The organism is uncultured Corynebacterium sp. (assembly GCF_902782855.1).
Taxonomy (GTDB): domain Bacteria; phylum Actinomycetota; class Actinomycetes; order Mycobacteriales; family Mycobacteriaceae; genus Corynebacterium.
In genome coordinates this window covers 1-15,642 of sequence record NZ_CACZOO010000111.1, presented here as the reverse complement: position 1 = coordinate 15,642, position 15,642 = coordinate 1, and the positions used below count along the sequence as shown (strand labels likewise).

Here is a 15,642-nt window from a genome sequence, read left to right as displayed (position 1 = left end):
CGGTCTCGTTGCGGTTCACGGCCAGCAGGTCGATGTGGTCGATGTCGAAGGTCAGGACGTTCTGGTCGATGGCCTTGATGAGGACCAGGTGCTCCTCGCCCTCGGCGTCGACGGAGAGCAGTGCGTTGGAACCGTGCTTGCGGACTGCGGCGGTCAGCTCGAGGAGGTCGAGGCTGACGTGGACCGGCTCCTGGTGGGAGGCGTAGATGACGGCGGGGACGCGGCCGGCGACGCGCAGGCGGCGGGACGCACCCTTGCCGAACTCGTTGCGGGCCCGGGCGGCGAGGGTGGTGATTTCGGTGGCCATGAGGCGCTCCGTTTCTGTGTATGAGGTCAGTTCTGTGGACTCAGCAGCAGACAGGACGGGCTCCTGACATGACAGAAGCCGCGGCCCTGGCCGCGGCGGTTCGTCCCACAGAGTACCCCTCAGGGACAGGAATGGAACGGATTCGCGCCGATAACGGCCGGTGGATTCACCGGCCCTCGCCGAGACCGTCCGAGTGTATCACTCGAACAGGGTGGTCACCGAACCGTTCTCGAAGATCTCGTGGATGGTCTTCGCGACCAGCGGCGCGATCGGCAGGACGGTGAGGTTGTCCCAGCCTTCGGTGCTCTGGGGCAGAGTGTCGGTCGTGATGATCTCCCGGGCACCGCAGGCGTTGAGGCGCTCACGGGCCGGGTCGGAGAAGACGCCGTGGGTGGTGGCGATGATCACGTCGGTCGCACCGGCCGTGCGGAGAACGTCGACAGCGCCGGCGATGGTTCCGCCGGTGTCGATCATGTCGTCGATGAGGATGCAGGTGCGTCCCTCGACGTCACCGATGACGCGGTTGGAGGTGACCTTGTTGGCCACGTCGATGTCGCGGGTCTTGTGCACGAAGGCCAGGGGGGCGCCGTCGAGGATGTTCGACCATTTTTCCGCGGTCTTCACCCGGCCGGCGTCCGGGGAGACGATGGCGATGTTGTTCGTGCCGTAATTCCTCCGGATGTGGTCCGTGAGAATCGGCATGGCGTGCATGTGGTCGACGGGGCCGTCGAAGAAGCCCTGGATCTGGTCGGTGTGGAGGTCCACGGCGACGATCCGGTCGGCACCGGCGGTCTTCATCAGGTCGGCGATGAGGCGGGCGGAGATGGGCTCGCGGCCGCGGTGCTTCTTGTCCTGACGGGCGTAGGGGTAGAACGGCAGGACCGCGGTGATGCGCTTGGCGGACCCTCGCTTCAGGGCGTCGATCATGATGAGCTGCTCCATGATCGCCTTGTTCAGGGGCTGCGGGTAGGACTGCAGCACGAAGGCGTCCGAGCCGCGGACGGACTCCTCGAACCGGACGAAGATCTCTCCGTTGGCGAAATCGCGGGCGGTGGTCGGGGTGAGGGAGATCCCCAGCTCGCGGGCGACGGCTTCGCCCAGCTCGGGATGGGCGCGACCGGAGAACAGCATCAGGTTCTTCTGGTTGTCGATCCAGTGGGACACGGCTACTTCTGACCTTTCGGTGGAGTGGTCACGCCTGTGCGCGCAGGCGGTATGACAGGGATCATGTTAGGGTGCGGGCGGCCGGGGACCCAACCGGCCCCCTCACTCACACGGGGGTACTCTGCCCGGTCCCCTCACCACGGGCCCTCTTCGCGGCCTCTGCGGCGGGGGTGCCGGGGCGTTTGCGCTCCACCCAGCCCTCGATGTTGCGCTGGTGGCCGCCTGAGACGACGAGCGCGCCGGAGGGGACGTCCTCCTTGATGACGGTGCCGGCACCGGAGTACACGCCGTCGCCGACGGTCACCGGGGCGATGAACATGGTGTCCGACCCGGTGCGTACGTGGTCACCGACGGTGGTGTGGTGCTTGGTGACCCCGTCGTAGTTGACGAAGACGGAGGACGCCCCGATGTTGGAGTGCTCGCCGATGGTCGCGTCTCCGACGTACGTCAGGTGCGGTACCTTCGATCCCCTGCCGATGACGGCGTTCTTCGACTCGACGAAGCCGCCGAGCTTTCCTTCCTCGCCCAGCACCGTCCCGGGCCGCAGGTAGGTGAACGGCCCGACATCCGCCCGGTCACCGATCACCGAGTCGATGCCGTGGGTGCGGACCACCGAGGCCCCCTCACCGACGGTGACGTCGACGAGGGTCGAGTCCGGCCCGACGGTGGCGTCGTCCCCGATGACGGTGCGGCCCTTGAGCTGGACGCCGGGGAGGACAGTCACGTCCCGGCCGATCCGCACCTCCACGTCGATCCAGGTGGTGGCGGGATCGACGACGGTGGCGCCGCCGCGCATCGCGGCCTCGACGGTCCGGCGGTTGAGTTCGGCGCCGGCGGCGGCGAGTTGCACCCGGTCGTTCACGCCGGCGAGCTCACGGGCGTCCTCGGCGATGTGGGCGCGTACCGGCTTCCCGGCGTCCCGGGCGATGCCGAGGACATCGGTGATGTAGAGCTCACCCTGGGTGTTGTCGGTGTTCAGCCTGGTCAGTGCGTCGCGCAGGACCTCGGCGTCGAAGGCGAAGACACCGGAGTTGACCTCGTCGATGGCCCGCTCGGCCTCGGTGGCGTCCTTCTGCTCGGCGATGTGGGTGACCTCGCCGGCTTCGTTGCGGACGATTCGGCCGTAGCCGAAGGGGTCGGCGAGCCGCATGGTCAGTACGGTGACTGCGGTGGGGACCTCGGTGTGCGCGGCGAGGAGGTCGGTGAGTGTGTCACCGGTGAGCAGCGGCACGTCGGCGTTGGTGACGATGACGGTTCCGGTGAAGCCCCCGAGCCGCGTCATACCGGCGGCGACGGCGTCCCCGGTGCCGTTCTGCGACTCCTGGACGGCGATGGCGAGCTCGGCGTCCAGTTCCTCACCGATCTCCCGGGCGGCGGGTTCCACCTGGTTGCGGCCGTGGCCGACGACGGCGACGATTCGGGCGGGGTGGAGGGCATCCGCGGCATGGAGACTGTGGGACAGCAGGGTGCGCCCGCCGATGGCGTGCAGTGTCTTCTGGGTCTTCGACTTCATGCGGGTGCCGGCGCCGGCGGCGAGGACGATGACGGCGTGGGAGGTTTCGGTCATGTGGACCCACTGTACTGACCGTTGCTCCCCCACCAGGACTCGAACCTGGAATGCCGGTACCAAAAACCGGAGTGTTGCCATTACACCATGGGGGAAGGAGCCTCCGGGGGCTCGGCGACACTGTACCGCACCCACCGCGCGCGGCGCGCGTCCGCGCCGCCACTACGATGGTCCACCATGAGCACGAGCCCCAGCCCCGCCCTGTCCGGCGTCCTGCGAACCCTCGCCGGCGATCCGAAACTCCGGGGTCTCGTCACCCACGTCGGGGAGCCGCGGCTCCACATCCAGGGACCCGAGGCATCCTGGCCCTTCGCCCTCGGAACCCTGGCGCAGCATGCCCCGGTACTGGTCGTCACCGCCACCGGGCGACAGGCCGAGGATCTCACCGCTGAACTGGCCGCCATGCTCGGTGACGTCGTCGCGCAGTTCCCCGCCTGGGAGACGCTGCCCCATGAGCGCCTGTCGCCGGGGACCGGGACCGTCGCTGAGCGGATGCGTGTCCTCTACCGCCTGGCGCACGGTGACCTGAGGGTCGTCGTCGCACCGACACGCGCCGCGGTCCAGCCCGTGATGGACGGGCTCGGCGACATCGTCCCGGTGCGCCTGGCGGAGGGCGAGGAGCTGGACTTCACCGCGGTGCAGGAGCGTCTCGTCGAACTCGGTTACACCCACGCCGACGTCGTCGGCCGGCGGGGGGAATTCGCGACCCGCGGTGGCATCCTCGACATCTTCCCCGGCACCGGGGAGATGCCGGTGCGTGTCGACTTCTGGGGCGACGAGATCAGCGAAGTGCGCGTCTTCTCGGTCGGTGACCAGCGCACCGTCCCCGGAGTGGACCCCGGCGAGGTTCTCGTCCACCCGGTCCGTGAACTGCTCATCTCCGATGCTGTCGCGGCCCGGGCGGGAGTCCTGGCGCGGGAGAACGCGGGCAACCCGGAACTGGCGGACGCCCTCGACAAGATCAGCCGGCGCATGCCGGTGCAGGGGATGGAGTCGCTGATCCCGGTGCTCTTCGACGGGGAGATGCGCACCCTGCCGGAGCTCATGCCTGAGGGAACGCACACCGTCGAGCTCACCCCGGGCGCGGTCGCACGCCGCGCCGAGGACCTCATCGCCACCGGGAAGGAGTTCCTCGCCGCGGGCTGGGAGGTCGCCGCGATGGGCGCGGCCGCCCCGGTGGACGTCGCCGCCATTGATCCGGACTCCGTCGACCGCGCCGGTTACCGCAGCGTCCGCAGTCTGGAGAGGACGCAGGACACGCTGGGGCGGCCGTGGTGGACCGTCTCGCCGACCGGCATCGCTGACTGGGAGACCGGCGACGGGGACGCGGACGACGCCGACCCGCTGCCGCTGGACTTCACCCCCGGCCCGGCACCGCACGGTGACATCGGGGAGATCGGCCGGATGATGGCCACCGTCCGGGAGCGCGTCGAGGCTGACGGACGGGTGGCCTACGCTGCCCCCAACGCCACCGTCGTCGCCCGGATGCTGCGACGGTTCCGGGAGGCGGGCATCGCCGCTGAGGCGGTCGGCGTGGATCTCGACGGGATCACCGGTCAGGGACGGATGCGCCGGTCGAGGCGTTCCACCTCGGACGCCCCCGGTGCCGGCACCGTCTCCGTGTACTGTGCCGTCGCCCACGGCGGACTCGACACCCGCGAGCTGTTGTTCATCACCGAGTCCGATGTCACCGGTAACCGGGTGGACGCCCGCGCCACCGGCAAGCGCCGGGCCCCGAAGAGACGCAACCGGGTCGATCCGCTGGCCCTGGAGCCCGGTGACCTTGTCGTCCACGACCAGCACGGTATCGGCCGCTTCGTGACGATGACCGAGCGCACCATCGGCAAGGGCGCGGACGCGTCCCGCCGTGAGTATCTGGTGCTGGAGTACGCGCCGAGCAAGCGCGGGGGCCCCGGTGACCAGCTCTACGTGCCGATGGACCAGCTCGACATGCTCTCCCGCTACGTCGGCGGCGAGAAGCCGGCCCTGTCGAAGATGGGCGGTTCGGACTGGAAGACCGCGAAGAGGAAGGCGCGCGGGGCGGTCCGGGAGATCGCCGCGGAACTGGTCCAGCTCTACGCCGCCCGGCAGGCGGCCCCCGGTTTCGCCTTCGCCCCGGACAACCAGTGGCAGCGTCAGATGGAGGAGGCCTTCCCCTTCACCGAGACCGAGGACCAGTACAACGCCATCGAAGCGGTGAAGTCCGACATGGAGAAGCCGGTGCCGATGGACCGGGTGGTCGTCGGAGACGTCGGATACGGCAAGACCGAGGTCGCGGTGCGCGCCGCGTTCAAGGCGGTGCAGTCCGGAAAGCAGGTCGCGATCCTCGTGCCCACCACGCTGCTCGCCCAGCAGCACTACCGCACCTTCGTCGACCGGATGCAGGACTTCCCGACGGTGATCCGGGAACTCTCCCGCTTCACCACGCCGAAGGAGTCGAAGCAGGTTCTCGCGGGCATGGCGGACGGCGCCGTCGATATCGTCGTCGGCACCCACCGCCTGTTGGCCACCGGTGTGCAGTGGAAGAATCTGGGGCTGGTCATCGTCGACGAGGAGCAGCGTTTCGGTGTGGAGCACAAGGAGCACATCACCTCGCTTCGCACCCACGTGGACGTGCTCACCATGTCCGCCACCCCGATCCCGCGCACCCTGGAGATGTCGATGACCGGCATCCGGGAGATGTCGACCATCCTCACCCCGCCGGAGGACCGGCACCCCGTGCTGACCTATGTCGGTGCGCAGGATGACCGGCATGTCGCTGCGGCGATCCGTCGGGAGCTGCTGCGTGACGGCCAGGTCTTCTACGTCCACAACCGGGTCCGTTCCATCGAGGACGCCGCGTCCCACATCCGCGAACTCGTCCCGGAGGCGCGTGTCGTCGTCGCCCACGGGCAGATGAGTGAGGAGCAGCTGGAGACGACGGTCCAGGGTTTCTGGGACCGGGAGTTTGACGTCCTGGTCTGCACGACGATCGTGGAGACCGGTCTGGACATCGCCAACGCGAATACGCTCATCGTGGAGAACGCGCACCACATGGGCCTGTCGCAGCTGCACCAGCTGCGTGGTCGGGTGGGTCGTTCCCGTGAGCGGGCCTACGCCTACTTCCTCTATCCGAAGGGGGAGATGCTCACCGAGACCTCCTATGACCGGCTGCGCACCATCGCCGAGAACAATGACCTCGGTGCGGGCATGGCCGTGGCGATGAAGGACCTGGAGATGCGTGGTGCTGGCAACGTGCTCGGCGCCGAGCAGTCCGGGCACATCGCGGGGGTGGGTTTCGACCTGTACGTCCGTCTGGTCGGTGAGGCGGTCGAGGCGTACCGTGCGATGGCGGACGGGGAGGTCGTCGACGGCTCCGACAAGGAGAAGAAGGAGATCCGCATCGATCTTCCGGTGGACGCCCACATCCCGGTCACCTACATCGCCAGTGAGCGGCTTCGTCTGGAGGCCTACCGGAAGTTCGCCGAGGCCGCTGACGACGATGCCCTTTCCGGCGTCCTCGAGGAGCTCGTCGACCGTTACGGTGATTTCCCGCAGGAGGTCGAGCGGCTCACCGTGGTCTCGCGGCTGCGGATGCTGTGCCGCGACCTGGACATCACCGAGGTGATCCAGACCGGCACGAAGATCAGTTTCTCCGCAGTCAATCTGCCGGACTCCGGTCAGGTCCGGCTCAAGCGTCTCTTCCCTGCGGCGGTGTACCGCGCGACGCCGAGGACGGTGCTCATTCCGGCCCCGAAGGAGGGGTCGGGGATGCGTGCCGTCGCACTGCGCGATGATGACCTGTTGCAGTGGTGTGCGGACGCCCTGACGGATCTGGCGGGCGTCCCGAGACGCAACCTGCGTGAGGGAGAGCCTGTGACCCGCTAGACTTACGGCCATGTCAGTCGTACTCCTGGATCCACGGTTCCCCGCGATGCTCCCGGTTGACGCCGTCCCACTGCTCGGTGGCGACGTCGCGTACACCGAGGAGGTGCCGGTGCGGATCCGGTGGGTGATCGCCGACCTCGGCGGTCACACCGTCGACGATGCCGAGGTCCTGGTCACCACCGACCCGGACAACGAGCAGGTCATGGCCCGGTTGCAGCGACGTGAGGACCTCGTCAGGTCGCCCAGCCTCGTCATGACGGTGGAGCCCGACCGTGAACTTGAGCCTCCGGCGGGGACAGCGGGCGTTCCGGACGTCCCCGTGTCCGGTGGCGGCTATGTCGACGGGGAGATCGTCGGTACCGACGAGCACACCGTCGCGGTGGCCGGGATGCGCCGCACCACCCGTACCGAGGTCCCCGGTTCCGTCACCGACGAACTGGAGGACGCGGTCGCCCTGATGACGCGGGCGGTGCGCCAGGGGGAGTGGGAGCAGGAGCAGACCCATGCGAGCCTGCTGCCGTACCTGCGTGAGGAGACCGAGGAGCTCGCTGCGGTCGTGCACGCTCCGGAACTCGATGAGCAGGAACTCTGCCGGGAGCTCTCCGATGTCCTGCTGCAGGTGCTCTTCCACGCCGAGATCGCGAACCGGCGGGGGGCCTTCGACATCGGCCATGTCGCCGGCGCTTTCGTGGCGAAGATGCGTAATCGTGCGCCCTACCTCTTCGAGGAGGCGGAGCGCCCGGTGCCGAAGGAGGAGCAGGACCGGCTGTGGGCGGAGGGCCGCGTCCGCGAGGGCAAGGAGCCCTACAAGCGCCGGGAACCGGAGGCGGAGGAGTTCCCCGCGGTCGTCGGTGGTCTGCAGGCCGCGGCGTCCCCGCTGGCGGCGGCGGAGGAGGTCATCGCCGTCGCCCGTGCCGCGGGGCTGCCGGACACGGAGATTCCGACCGACATCCGCTATCCGATGGTCGGGCTGGAGTCCGACGCGCCGGGTGATGCCGAGAACCGGCTCATGACGGCGGTGTCGGCGTTCCGGCGTCAGCTGGAGCAGCGCCAGGCCGGACGGGTTGCCGGCGATGCCGCAGCAGGGGAGCGGTGACCAGCCCCTCCCGCGGGGCGAAGAGGTAGGTCAGCAGGAAGATCCCCGCCTGGAAGAGCACGATGGTGCCGCCGGCGGAGACATCGAACCGGTAGCTCAGGGTGAGCCCGGCGACGGAGCTGACCCAGGCCACCAGAGGAGCGGTGAGCAGCATCCGGTTGATCCGCCGGGTCAGCAGGTAGGCGGTCGCGCCGGGGGTGATGAGCATGGCGACGACGAGGATGACGCCGACCGCCTGCATCGCCGCGACGACGACCAGGGCGAGGCACACCATCACCGAGACCCGGATGAGCCCGGTGGGGACGCCGACCGCGCGGGCATGAGCGGGGTCGAAGGCCCACACGGTGATGTTCCGCCGTAGGACGAGCATGACGACCAGAGCGACCGCACCGAAGATGAGGACCTGGATCAGGGCGCCGCGCGAGATCCCGAGCAGGTTGCCGAAGAGGATCTCCTGGAGATTCGTCCCGGCCGGTGTGACCGAGACGAGGACGAGTCCGAGGGCGAACAGGGCGGTGAAGACCACCCCGATGGCGGTGTCCCCCTTGAGCGTGGTGCGTCCCCCGACGGTGCCGACGAGACCGACCGCGATCAGCGCGGCGACCAGTGCGCCGACGGCGAAAGGCCAGCCCACGATATAGGAGATGACGACACCGGGCAGGACCGCGTGCGAGACCGCGTCCCCCATGAGCGACCAGCCGATGAGGACCAGCCAGCAGGACAGTAGTCCGGCGGTGACTGCGGTGACGGTGGACACCAGCAGGGCACGCTGGATGAATTCGTAGGTCAGCATCTCAGGCCACCGTCCCGAACGTCGTCAGCAGGTTGTCTGTTGTCATGACCTCCGGGGGGACGCCGTGGGCGATGACGCGGCTGTGCAGCAGGGTGACCGTGTCGCACAGGGCGTCCACCGACGCGAGGTCGTGGGTGGAGATGAGGATGCACACCCCGGAGGCGGCCATCTCGTGCAGTAGATCCGTGATCATCGACTGACTGGTGGTGTCCACTCCGGCGAAAGGTTCGTCCAGCAGGACGGTTCTGGCCTGCTGTGCAAGGCCGCGGGCGACGAAGGTCCGCTTCTTCTGTCCGCCGGACAGTTGCCCGATCTGGCGGTCGGCGAGGCAGGTGAGGTCGGTCCGGCCCATCGCGTCCGCCACGGCCGCCCGGTCGGCGGCCCGGGGACGGCGCAGAAATCCCATGTGTCCGTAACGGCCGGTCATCACGACCTCACCGACGGTCAGCGGGAAGGTCCAGTCCACCGCTTCCGCCTGCGGCACGTAGGAGACCAGGTGCCCGGCACGGTCGGCGACCCCGACAGTGCCGCAGGTCGGGGTGATCTCGCCCATGAGACTGTTGAACAACGTGGATTTGCCGGAACCGTTCGTTCCGATCAGTCCGTGTATCTGCCCGTGGTGGAGGGTGAGGTCCACGCTGTCGAGGGCGCGGACGGCCCCGTAGCGGACGGAGAGGTCATGAACCTCGATCGCAGGGGTGTTCACTGTGCGTCCTTCCCGGTGAGGCCCGCGATGATGGTCTCGGTGTCGTGACGGATGAGGTCGAGGTAGGTGGGGGCGTCCCCTCCTTCCCCGGTGAGGGAGTCGACGTAGAGGGTGCCGCCGTCACGGGCACCTGTCTCGCGGACCAGCTGCTCCTTCGGACCGGGTTCGACGGTGGACTCGCAGAACACGGCGGGCACCTCGTTGTCCTTGACGAATGACGCCGCCCGGCGGATCTGCGCGGGGGTGATCTCCTCACCTGAGTTCACCGGCCAGATGTAGCTCTCGGACATTCCGGCCTCGCGGGTCAGGTAGCTGAACGCCCCCTCGCAGGTCTGCAGGGCGCGTTGCTTCCTCGGCAGTGCCTGAAGTCCCTTCTGCATGGTCGTCTCCACCGCTGCGAGCCGAGCCTTGTAGGTCTCCGCGTTGTCGTGGAAGGTGTCGGCGTCCGCCGGGGCGTAGTCGATGAAGGCGTCGGCGATGGCGTCGACGTAGTCGGCGGCGAGGGTGGGGCTCATCCAGGCGTGCGGGTTCGGCTCGTCGGTGCCCTCAACCGGGATCGGGGTGATGCCGTCGGTGACGGTGACGCGCCTGGCATCCGAGTCCGCCAGCAGCTTGTCGAGCCATTTCTCGAGGTTGAGCCCATTGGCGAGGATGATGTCGGCGTCCGCGGCGGAGCGGATGTCGCCCGGGGTGGGGTCGTAGCCGTGGATTTCCGCGCCGGGCCGGGTCAGGGACTCGACGGTGAGTGCGTCTCCGGCGACTTCGGAGGCGATGTCGGCGAGGATCGTGAAGGTCGCGAGCACCTGGGGTGGGTTTCCGTCGTCGGTGGAACAGGCGGTGAGGCCGGCGGCGGTGACAGCGGTCGCTGTCAGAAGTGCGAGGATCCGTGACATAGATTTCCAACTCCTGTATCTCATAAGTTCAACGCATCGAACTCTGACTGTACATCACGTCGTGGTCCGGTTCACAGGGGAGTCAGGGTGCCCTCGGGTAGACTCCCCGCCATGCATGTCTCCGAACTCCCCGACAAGTCGCAGGACTACCTGAAGAAGATCTACGACCTCCAGGAATGGGGACGCGCCGGTTCCGGGGAAGTGGTCGGCGCCTCACTGTCGACCTTGGCGGCGGAGCTCGAGCAGCGCCGGTCCACCGCCTCTGAGGCGGTCAAGCGGCTCGTCGCCGACGGACTCGTCCTCCACGCCCCGTACGGTGACATCACCCTGTCGGAGGAGGGGCTCCGGCTCGCCCTGCAGATGGTGCGGCGGCACCGGCTCATCGAGACCTATCTCCTGCAGGAGCTCGGTTACGCCCGCGATGAGGTCCACAATGAGGCGGAGGTGCTGGAGCACGCGGTCTCCGACCTGTTCATCGCCCGGATCGACGCGGTGATGGGGCACCCGGACAGGGACCCGCACGGCGATCCCATCCCCGATCCGCAGGGCCGTGTCACCGAGTCCGTCACCGTCCCCCTGTCGGGTGCCGCGGTCGGCGACCGGTTGTGCGTCGACCGGGTCAGTGACCGGGACGGTGCGCTGTTGCGTTACCTGGAGGACCACGGTGTCCTCCCCGGGGCGGTCATCGAGGTCGGGGAGCGGCCCTACCCGGACATGGCGGCACTGACCGTCGTCGGTGACGACGGGACCACCGAGGTCCAGCTGTCGGCCGCATCGCTGGACGCCGTGCTCTGCCGGGCGGCCGAGTGAGACACACGGCGGGCGTCACCGGCGTCGTCGCCGCACTGCTCCTGGTTATCGTGGTGGTCGGCGGACTGGTCGTCGGAACCCGTGAACCCACTCCCGGCCGTGCCGATGTCCCGGCGGATGTCCCCCCGGCCGCCGCGGGGCCGGTGACGGATGTCGCGTCGACGGCATCGGGCCTGGGTATACCGGAGGACTTCCTCCGCGCCTATCTCGATGCCACGGAGACGGTGGGCGCGGAACTGCCGGACTGCGGGCTGCGGTGGAACACACTGGCAGGTCTCGGGCACGCCGAGAGCCGCCACGGCACGTACGGTGTCGTCGACGGGAAGATCATCGGCCCGCCGCTCGACGGCACCGGCGGTTTCATGAAGATCACCGACACCGACGACGGTCGGCTCGACGGGGACCGGACCTTCGACCGGGCGGTCGGACCGCTGCAGTTCCTGCCGGACTCGTGGCGCATGTACGGGGACGGCGGGGACCCCCAGAACATCGCGGACGCCGCTGTCGCCGCAGGTCGCCTGATGTGTTCGGGTGGCCGTGATCTCGCCACCGCCGACGGCTGGACCGACGCGGTCTACGCCTACAATTTCTCGGACCGCTACCTCGCCGACGTGCGGGACGCCGCCGCGAACTACGCGCTCGGGCAGTCCACGGACTGACTCCGTACCCACTGTGGAACAATGGTGGTCGAACACGTACCTGCTCCTTCACCCAGCCGAGGAGGCTGACCACCCATGGCAGAAATCATGCAGATCAACGCCCGCGAGATCCTCGATTCCCGCGGCAACCCGACCGTCGAGGTCGAGGTGTTCCTCGAGGACGGCAGCATCGGTCGCGCCGACGTTCCGTCCGGTGCCTCCACCGGTGTGCACGAGGCCCATGAGTTGCGTGACGGCGGCGACCGGTACCTGGGGAAGGGGGTCCGGCAGGCCGTCGACTTCGTCAACGGTGAGATCGACGAGGCCCTCGCCGGCTACGAGGCCGACGATCAGCGGCTCATCGACGCCAAGCTCATCGAGCTCGACGGCACCGAGAACAAGTCCAGGCTGGGTGCCAACGCCATTCTCGGGGTCTCCCTCGCCGTGGCGAAGGCCGCGGCCGAGTCCGCCGGCCTGCACCTGTTCCGCTACATCGGCGGCCCGAACGGGCATGTTCTTCCGGTCCCGATGATGAACATCCTCAACGGCGGTGCCCACGCCGACTCCGGCGTCGACGTCCAGGAGTTCATGATCGCCCCGATCGGCGCGTCCACCTTCGCCGAGGCACTGCGCACCGGTGCTGAGGTGTACCACTCCCTGAAGACGGTCATCAAGGACAAGGGCCTGTCCACCGGCCTCGGCGACGAGGGTGGCTTCGCCCCCTCCGTCGGCTCCACCCGTGAGGCCCTCGACCTCATCGACGAGGCCGTCACCGCCGCCGGTTACGCCCTCGGCAAGGATGTCGCCCTTGCGCTCGACGTCGCCGCGTCCGAGTTCTACTCCGACGGTGTCTACAGCTTCGAGGGGGGCCGGCACAGCGCCGCGGAGATGGCGCAGGTCTACAAGGAGCTCGTCGAGGAGTACGCCCTGGTTTCCATCGAGGACCCGCTCAACGAGGACGACTGGGAGGGCTGGGCCACCCTCACCGCCGAGATCGGCGACAAGGTGCAGCTCGTCGGTGACGACCTCTTCGTCACCAACCCGGCCCGTCTGCAGGAGGGTATCGACAAGAACGTCGCCAACGCCCTGCTGGTCAAGGTCAACCAGATCGGAACCCTCACCGAGACCCTCGACGCCGTCGCACTGGCCCACAACAACGGCTACCGCACGATGATGTCCCACCGTTCCGGTGAGACCGAGGACACCACCATCGCCGATCTCGCCGTCGCCCTGAACTGCGGTCAGATCAAGACCGGTGCACCGGCCCGTTCCGAGCGCGTCGCGAAGTACAACCAGCTGCTGCGCATCGAGAGCTACCTGGAGGGTGCCGCCACCTACGCCGGCGCGTCGGCCTTCCCGCGGTTCACCGCGAAGTAGACTCCGCGGTATGTCGGACTCCCCGGAACACCTTCCCGCGCCCCGGTCGACCGAGGCGCGGTCCCGCCGTGCCCGTGCGGCGAAGGACGCACCACGTCAGCTGGCACGTTCGTTCGTGCAGCTGAAGTCCTCGGTGAATCCGGGTGTCCTGGTCATCACCGTCCTCGTGCTGGTCGCGGTGATCATCTCGGTCGCCACCCCGCTGCGCAACTACTTCGAGCAGCGGGCGGAGATCGCCGAGGTCAACGCCAGGATCGACAGTCAGGAGGCGGAGAAGCAGGCGTTGACCGGCGAGATAGCCAAGTACGGTAGCGAGACCTATCTCAGGGAGCAGGCCCGAACCCGGTTGGGGCTGGTCGAGCCGGGGGAGACCGCCTGGCGGTTGCTGGATCCCGGGATCGGCTCGGGCGCTGACTACGTTCCCGGCGAGGCCACGGAAGCGCCGGAGCCTGACAGTCCCTGGTACAGCCAACTGTGGGGTTCCATCGCCACCTCGCCCGATGCCGTGGACGATCCTGCCGAGGATGCCCCGGCGCCGGAGGGGGAGTCACCGAATCTGCCGGTGGCCCCTGAGCCTGAACAGTAACGACAACGAGAAGAGACGAAGAACAGATGAGCGTGTCCGACGAGGACTTCGAGATCATGTCCCGCCAACTGGGACGGCGGATCCGGGGGGCGGTCGAGGTCTCCTACCGCACCCCGGACGGCCGCCCGGCCGTGGTGAAGACGGCCCCGAAGCTCCCCGACGGCACCCCGTTCCCCACGCTGTACTACCTCACCGACCCCCGGCTCACCGCCGAGGCGTCCCGGCTGGAGGTCGCCGGTGTGATGCGCACGATGCAGGCCCGTCTCGGGGAGGACGCCGCCCTGGCCGCGGACTACCTCGCCGCCCATGAGCACTACCTGGCCGAACGGGACGCCATCGAGTCGCTCGGTACGGAGTTCTCCGGTGGCGGCATGCCCGACCGTGTGAAGTGCCTGCACGTGCTCATTGCCTATGCCCTGGCGGAGGGGCCTGACCGGGTTCGGCTGGGCACCGAGGCCGTGGCGTTGGCTGCGGCGCACAATCCGAAGCTCTCCGGCACCGCGATCCCCGCGGAGTGGCCGACCCCGGAGTCCCTCGGGACCTCGGTAGAGGCGGCGTTCGACGAGGATGACCGGGACGGGGCGCTGAAGTGAGCGTCTTCGCCGCGATCGACTGCGGAACGAATTCGATCCGGCTGCTCGTCTCCCGGGTGGAGTCGGACGGGTCGTTGACCGAACTGAACCGGGACAACATTGTCGTGCGTCTGGGGCAGGGGGTGGACGCCACCGGGCGGTTCGCCGATGAGGCGTTGGAGCGGGTGGACGCCGCGCTGGGTGTCTACGCCGACCGGATGTTGTCGCTCGGCGCATCCGATGTGGTCATGGGCGCGACCTCGGCGACCCGCGATGCGGCGAACCGCGAGGAGTTCTTCGCCCTGACGCGGCGGCATCTGGGCCGTGTCCGGGCCGGGGCGCAGGCGGAGGTGATCTCCGGGGAGCGTGAGGCGGAGCTGTCCTTCGCGGGAGCGGTGATCGATCTGCCGGCGCAGGACGGTCACACGCTGGTCTTCGATCTCGGTGGCGGGTCCACGGAGTTCGTGGTGGATGCCGGCCGCGGTGGCTCGTACTCGACCCGGATGGGTTGTGTGCGTCTCACCGAGAGGTTCCTGCATTCGGATCCCCCTGTCGCGTCCGAGGTTTCTGCGGCGGGGGAGTATGTCGCGGAGCAGTTGGCTCTTGCGGCGGCGCAGGTCGATTTCGATGCGGTGACCAGGGTCGTCGGGGTCGCTGGAACGGTCACCACCCTCACAGCGGTGCATCTGGGCCTTGACGACTATGACGCGACCCGGACGCACATGGCCACACTGCCCCTGACGGGTTTCCGGGACACCGCCCGTCGTGTCCTCTCCGAGTCGGTGGCGGTCCGTCGGGCCTATCCGGTGATGCATCCGGGTCGTGCGGACGTCATCGGTGGTGGCTGCATTGTCCTGGATGCCGTGACGTCCCGGTTCCTGGAGCAGGGTCTGGAGACGATCACGGTGAGTGAGAAGGACATCCTCGACGGCCTGCTCGCAGAGGTCATCACCCGCAACAGGTAAGTTGTGGTGTGCGCCCCCTTAGCCCAATTGGCAGAGGCAGCGGACTTAAAATCCGCGCAGTGTCGGTTCGAGCCCGACAGGGGGCACTCAGAAGGGGATGAGGGGTTCTTCGACGATGAAAGCGGAGGCGCCGACATTCTCGAAGGCGAGGCGGGTGGCGAAGTTCCAGGCTTCGCGGAGCTCCTGGTGTTTCTTCCTCGTCCCGGTCTTACGGGCGAGGCGCCGGTCGAAGGTGAGATCGGCGTGCGCCAGTGGCCCGCAGGGGACGGTGAGGTCGGTGACGCGGCGCATCCAGGTGTCG

The 15,642-nt window shown here is 68.4% G+C and carries 14 protein-coding genes, 2 tRNA genes and 1 pseudogene; 9 read left to right on the top strand and 8 right to left on the bottom strand.

Annotation, left to right across the window (positions count from 1 at the left end):
- The 4 genes from QZV72_RS05245 to QZV72_RS05230 form a co-directional block, all read right to left on the bottom strand.
- On the bottom strand, positions 1 to 307 hold a 307-nt coding region (locus QZV72_RS05245; RefSeq protein WP_297006023.1), incomplete at its 3' end, for a 50S ribosomal protein L25.
- A 198-nt stretch (positions 308 to 505) separates the two neighbouring features.
- Positions 506 to 1,471, bottom strand: a complete 966-nt coding sequence (locus QZV72_RS05240; RefSeq protein ID WP_297006021.1) for a ribose-phosphate diphosphokinase — start codon at positions 1,469 to 1,471, stop codon at positions 506 to 508.
- Positions 1,472 to 1,577: 106 nt separating this feature from the next.
- Complete coding sequence (glmU, locus tag QZV72_RS05235) at positions 1,578 to 3,038, bottom strand: bifunctional UDP-N-acetylglucosamine diphosphorylase/glucosamine-1-phosphate N-acetyltransferase GlmU (protein WP_297006020.1); 1,461 nt, start codon at positions 3,036 to 3,038, stop codon at positions 1,578 to 1,580.
- 24 nt (positions 3,039 to 3,062) lie between these two features.
- Positions 3,063 to 3,133 (bottom strand) — tRNA-Gln (locus QZV72_RS05230).
- Between the two features lie 82 nt (positions 3,134 to 3,215).
- Here QZV72_RS05230 and mfd point away from each other — a divergent pair.
- Together mfd and QZV72_RS05220 are read left to right on the top strand one after the other, a co-directional pair.
- The gene (gene mfd / locus QZV72_RS05225) at positions 3,216 to 6,905 is read left to right on the top strand and encodes a transcription-repair coupling factor (protein ID WP_297006018.1); all 3,690 of its coding nucleotides are present in this window, start codon (positions 3,216 to 3,218) and stop codon (positions 6,903 to 6,905) included.
- A gap of 10 nt (positions 6,906 to 6,915) precedes the next feature.
- A complete protein-coding gene (locus QZV72_RS05220) occupies positions 6,916 to 8,001 on the top strand; it encodes a MazG nucleotide pyrophosphohydrolase domain-containing protein (RefSeq protein ID WP_297006017.1) in 1,086 nt (361 codons plus the stop codon).
- Here QZV72_RS05220 and QZV72_RS05215 read toward each other — a convergent pair.
- The 3 genes from QZV72_RS05215 to QZV72_RS05205 are packed head-to-tail and all read right to left on the bottom strand — an operon-like array spanning position 7,913 to position 10,393.
- Positions 7,913 to 8,794 (bottom strand): metal ABC transporter permease, encoded by an 882-nt coding sequence (locus tag QZV72_RS05215; RefSeq protein ID WP_297006016.1) that lies wholly within the window; start codon positions 8,792 to 8,794, stop codon positions 7,913 to 7,915. The two genes, QZV72_RS05220 and QZV72_RS05215, sit on opposite strands and share 89 nt — an antisense overlap.
- A 1-nt stretch (position 8,795) precedes the next feature.
- Positions 8,796 to 9,500 (bottom strand): metal ABC transporter ATP-binding protein, encoded by a 705-nt coding sequence (locus QZV72_RS05210; protein WP_297006014.1) that lies wholly within the window; start codon positions 9,498 to 9,500, stop codon positions 8,796 to 8,798.
- A complete protein-coding gene (locus QZV72_RS05205) occupies positions 9,497 to 10,393 on the bottom strand; it encodes a metal ABC transporter solute-binding protein, Zn/Mn family (protein WP_297006012.1) in 897 nt (298 codons plus the stop codon). The genes QZV72_RS05210 and QZV72_RS05205 overlap by 4 nt, the downstream gene beginning before the upstream one ends.
- A gap of 111 nt (positions 10,394 to 10,504) precedes the next feature.
- Here QZV72_RS05205 and QZV72_RS05200 point away from each other — a divergent pair, with 111 nt between their 5' ends.
- From QZV72_RS05200 to QZV72_RS05170, 7 genes are all read left to right on the top strand, one after another.
- Complete coding sequence (locus QZV72_RS05200; protein ID WP_297006010.1) at positions 10,505 to 11,203, top strand: metal-dependent transcriptional regulator; 699 nt, start codon at positions 10,505 to 10,507, stop codon at positions 11,201 to 11,203.
- Complete coding sequence (locus QZV72_RS05195) at positions 11,200 to 11,862, top strand: hypothetical protein (protein ID WP_297006009.1); 663 nt, start codon at positions 11,200 to 11,202, stop codon at positions 11,860 to 11,862. The genes QZV72_RS05200 and QZV72_RS05195 overlap by 4 nt, the downstream gene beginning before the upstream one ends.
- Positions 11,863 to 11,937: 75 nt before the next feature.
- The gene (eno, locus tag QZV72_RS05190; protein WP_297006008.1) at positions 11,938 to 13,218 is read left to right on the top strand and encodes a phosphopyruvate hydratase; all 1,281 of its coding nucleotides are present in this window, start codon (positions 11,938 to 11,940) and stop codon (positions 13,216 to 13,218) included.
- A gap of 10 nt (positions 13,219 to 13,228) precedes the next feature.
- Complete coding sequence (locus QZV72_RS05185) at positions 13,229 to 13,804, top strand: septum formation initiator family protein (protein WP_297006007.1); 576 nt, start codon at positions 13,229 to 13,231, stop codon at positions 13,802 to 13,804.
- Between the two features lie 26 nt (positions 13,805 to 13,830).
- Positions 13,831 to 14,397: a DUF501 domain-containing protein gene (locus QZV72_RS05180; protein ID WP_297006006.1), complete on the top strand. Its 567-nt coding sequence runs from the start codon at positions 13,831 to 13,833 to the stop codon at positions 14,395 to 14,397.
- A complete protein-coding gene (locus tag QZV72_RS05175) occupies positions 14,394 to 15,341 on the top strand; it encodes a Ppx/GppA phosphatase family protein (protein WP_297006005.1) in 948 nt (315 codons plus the stop codon). The genes QZV72_RS05180 and QZV72_RS05175 overlap by 4 nt, the downstream gene beginning before the upstream one ends.
- 12 nt (positions 15,342 to 15,353) lie before the next feature.
- A tRNA-Leu gene (locus QZV72_RS05170) sits at positions 15,354 to 15,427 on the top strand.
- 1 nt (position 15,428) lies between these two features.
- On the opposite strand, the pseudogene QZV72_RS05165 reads toward QZV72_RS05170, so the two are convergent.
- Positions 15,429 to 15,642 (bottom strand): annotated as a pseudogene (locus tag QZV72_RS05165) (hypothetical protein); the annotation flags it as partial.

What these genes read in the sequence shown, in the direction of transcription:
- QZV72_RS05185 (WP_297006007.1), top strand. Translation starts at nt 13,229, where the DNA reads ATGTCGGACTCCCCGGAACACCTTCCCGCGCCCCGGTCGACCGAGGCG.
- QZV72_RS05180 (WP_297006006.1), top strand. Translation starts at nt 13,831, where the DNA reads ATGAGCGTGTCCGACGAGGACTTCGAGATCATGTCCCGCCAACTGGGA.
- QZV72_RS05205 (WP_297006012.1), bottom strand. Translation starts at nt 10,393, where the DNA reads ATGTCACGGATCCTCGCACTTCTGACAGCGACCGCTGTCACCGCCGCC.
- QZV72_RS05200 (WP_297006010.1), top strand. Translation starts at nt 10,505, where the DNA reads ATGCATGTCTCCGAACTCCCCGACAAGTCGCAGGACTACCTGAAGAAG.
- eno (WP_297006008.1), top strand. Translation starts at nt 11,938, where the DNA reads ATGGCAGAAATCATGCAGATCAACGCCCGCGAGATCCTCGATTCCCGC.
- glmU (WP_297006020.1), bottom strand. Translation starts at nt 3,038, where the DNA reads ATGACCGAAACCTCCCACGCCGTCATCGTCCTCGCCGCCGGCGCCGGC.
- QZV72_RS05220 (WP_297006017.1), top strand. Translation starts at nt 6,916, where the DNA reads ATGTCAGTCGTACTCCTGGATCCACGGTTCCCCGCGATGCTCCCGGTT.
- QZV72_RS05215 (WP_297006016.1), bottom strand. Translation starts at nt 8,794, where the DNA reads ATGCTGACCTACGAATTCATCCAGCGTGCCCTGCTGGTGTCCACCGTC.
- mfd (WP_297006018.1), top strand. Translation starts at nt 3,216, where the DNA reads ATGAGCACGAGCCCCAGCCCCGCCCTGTCCGGCGTCCTGCGAACCCTC.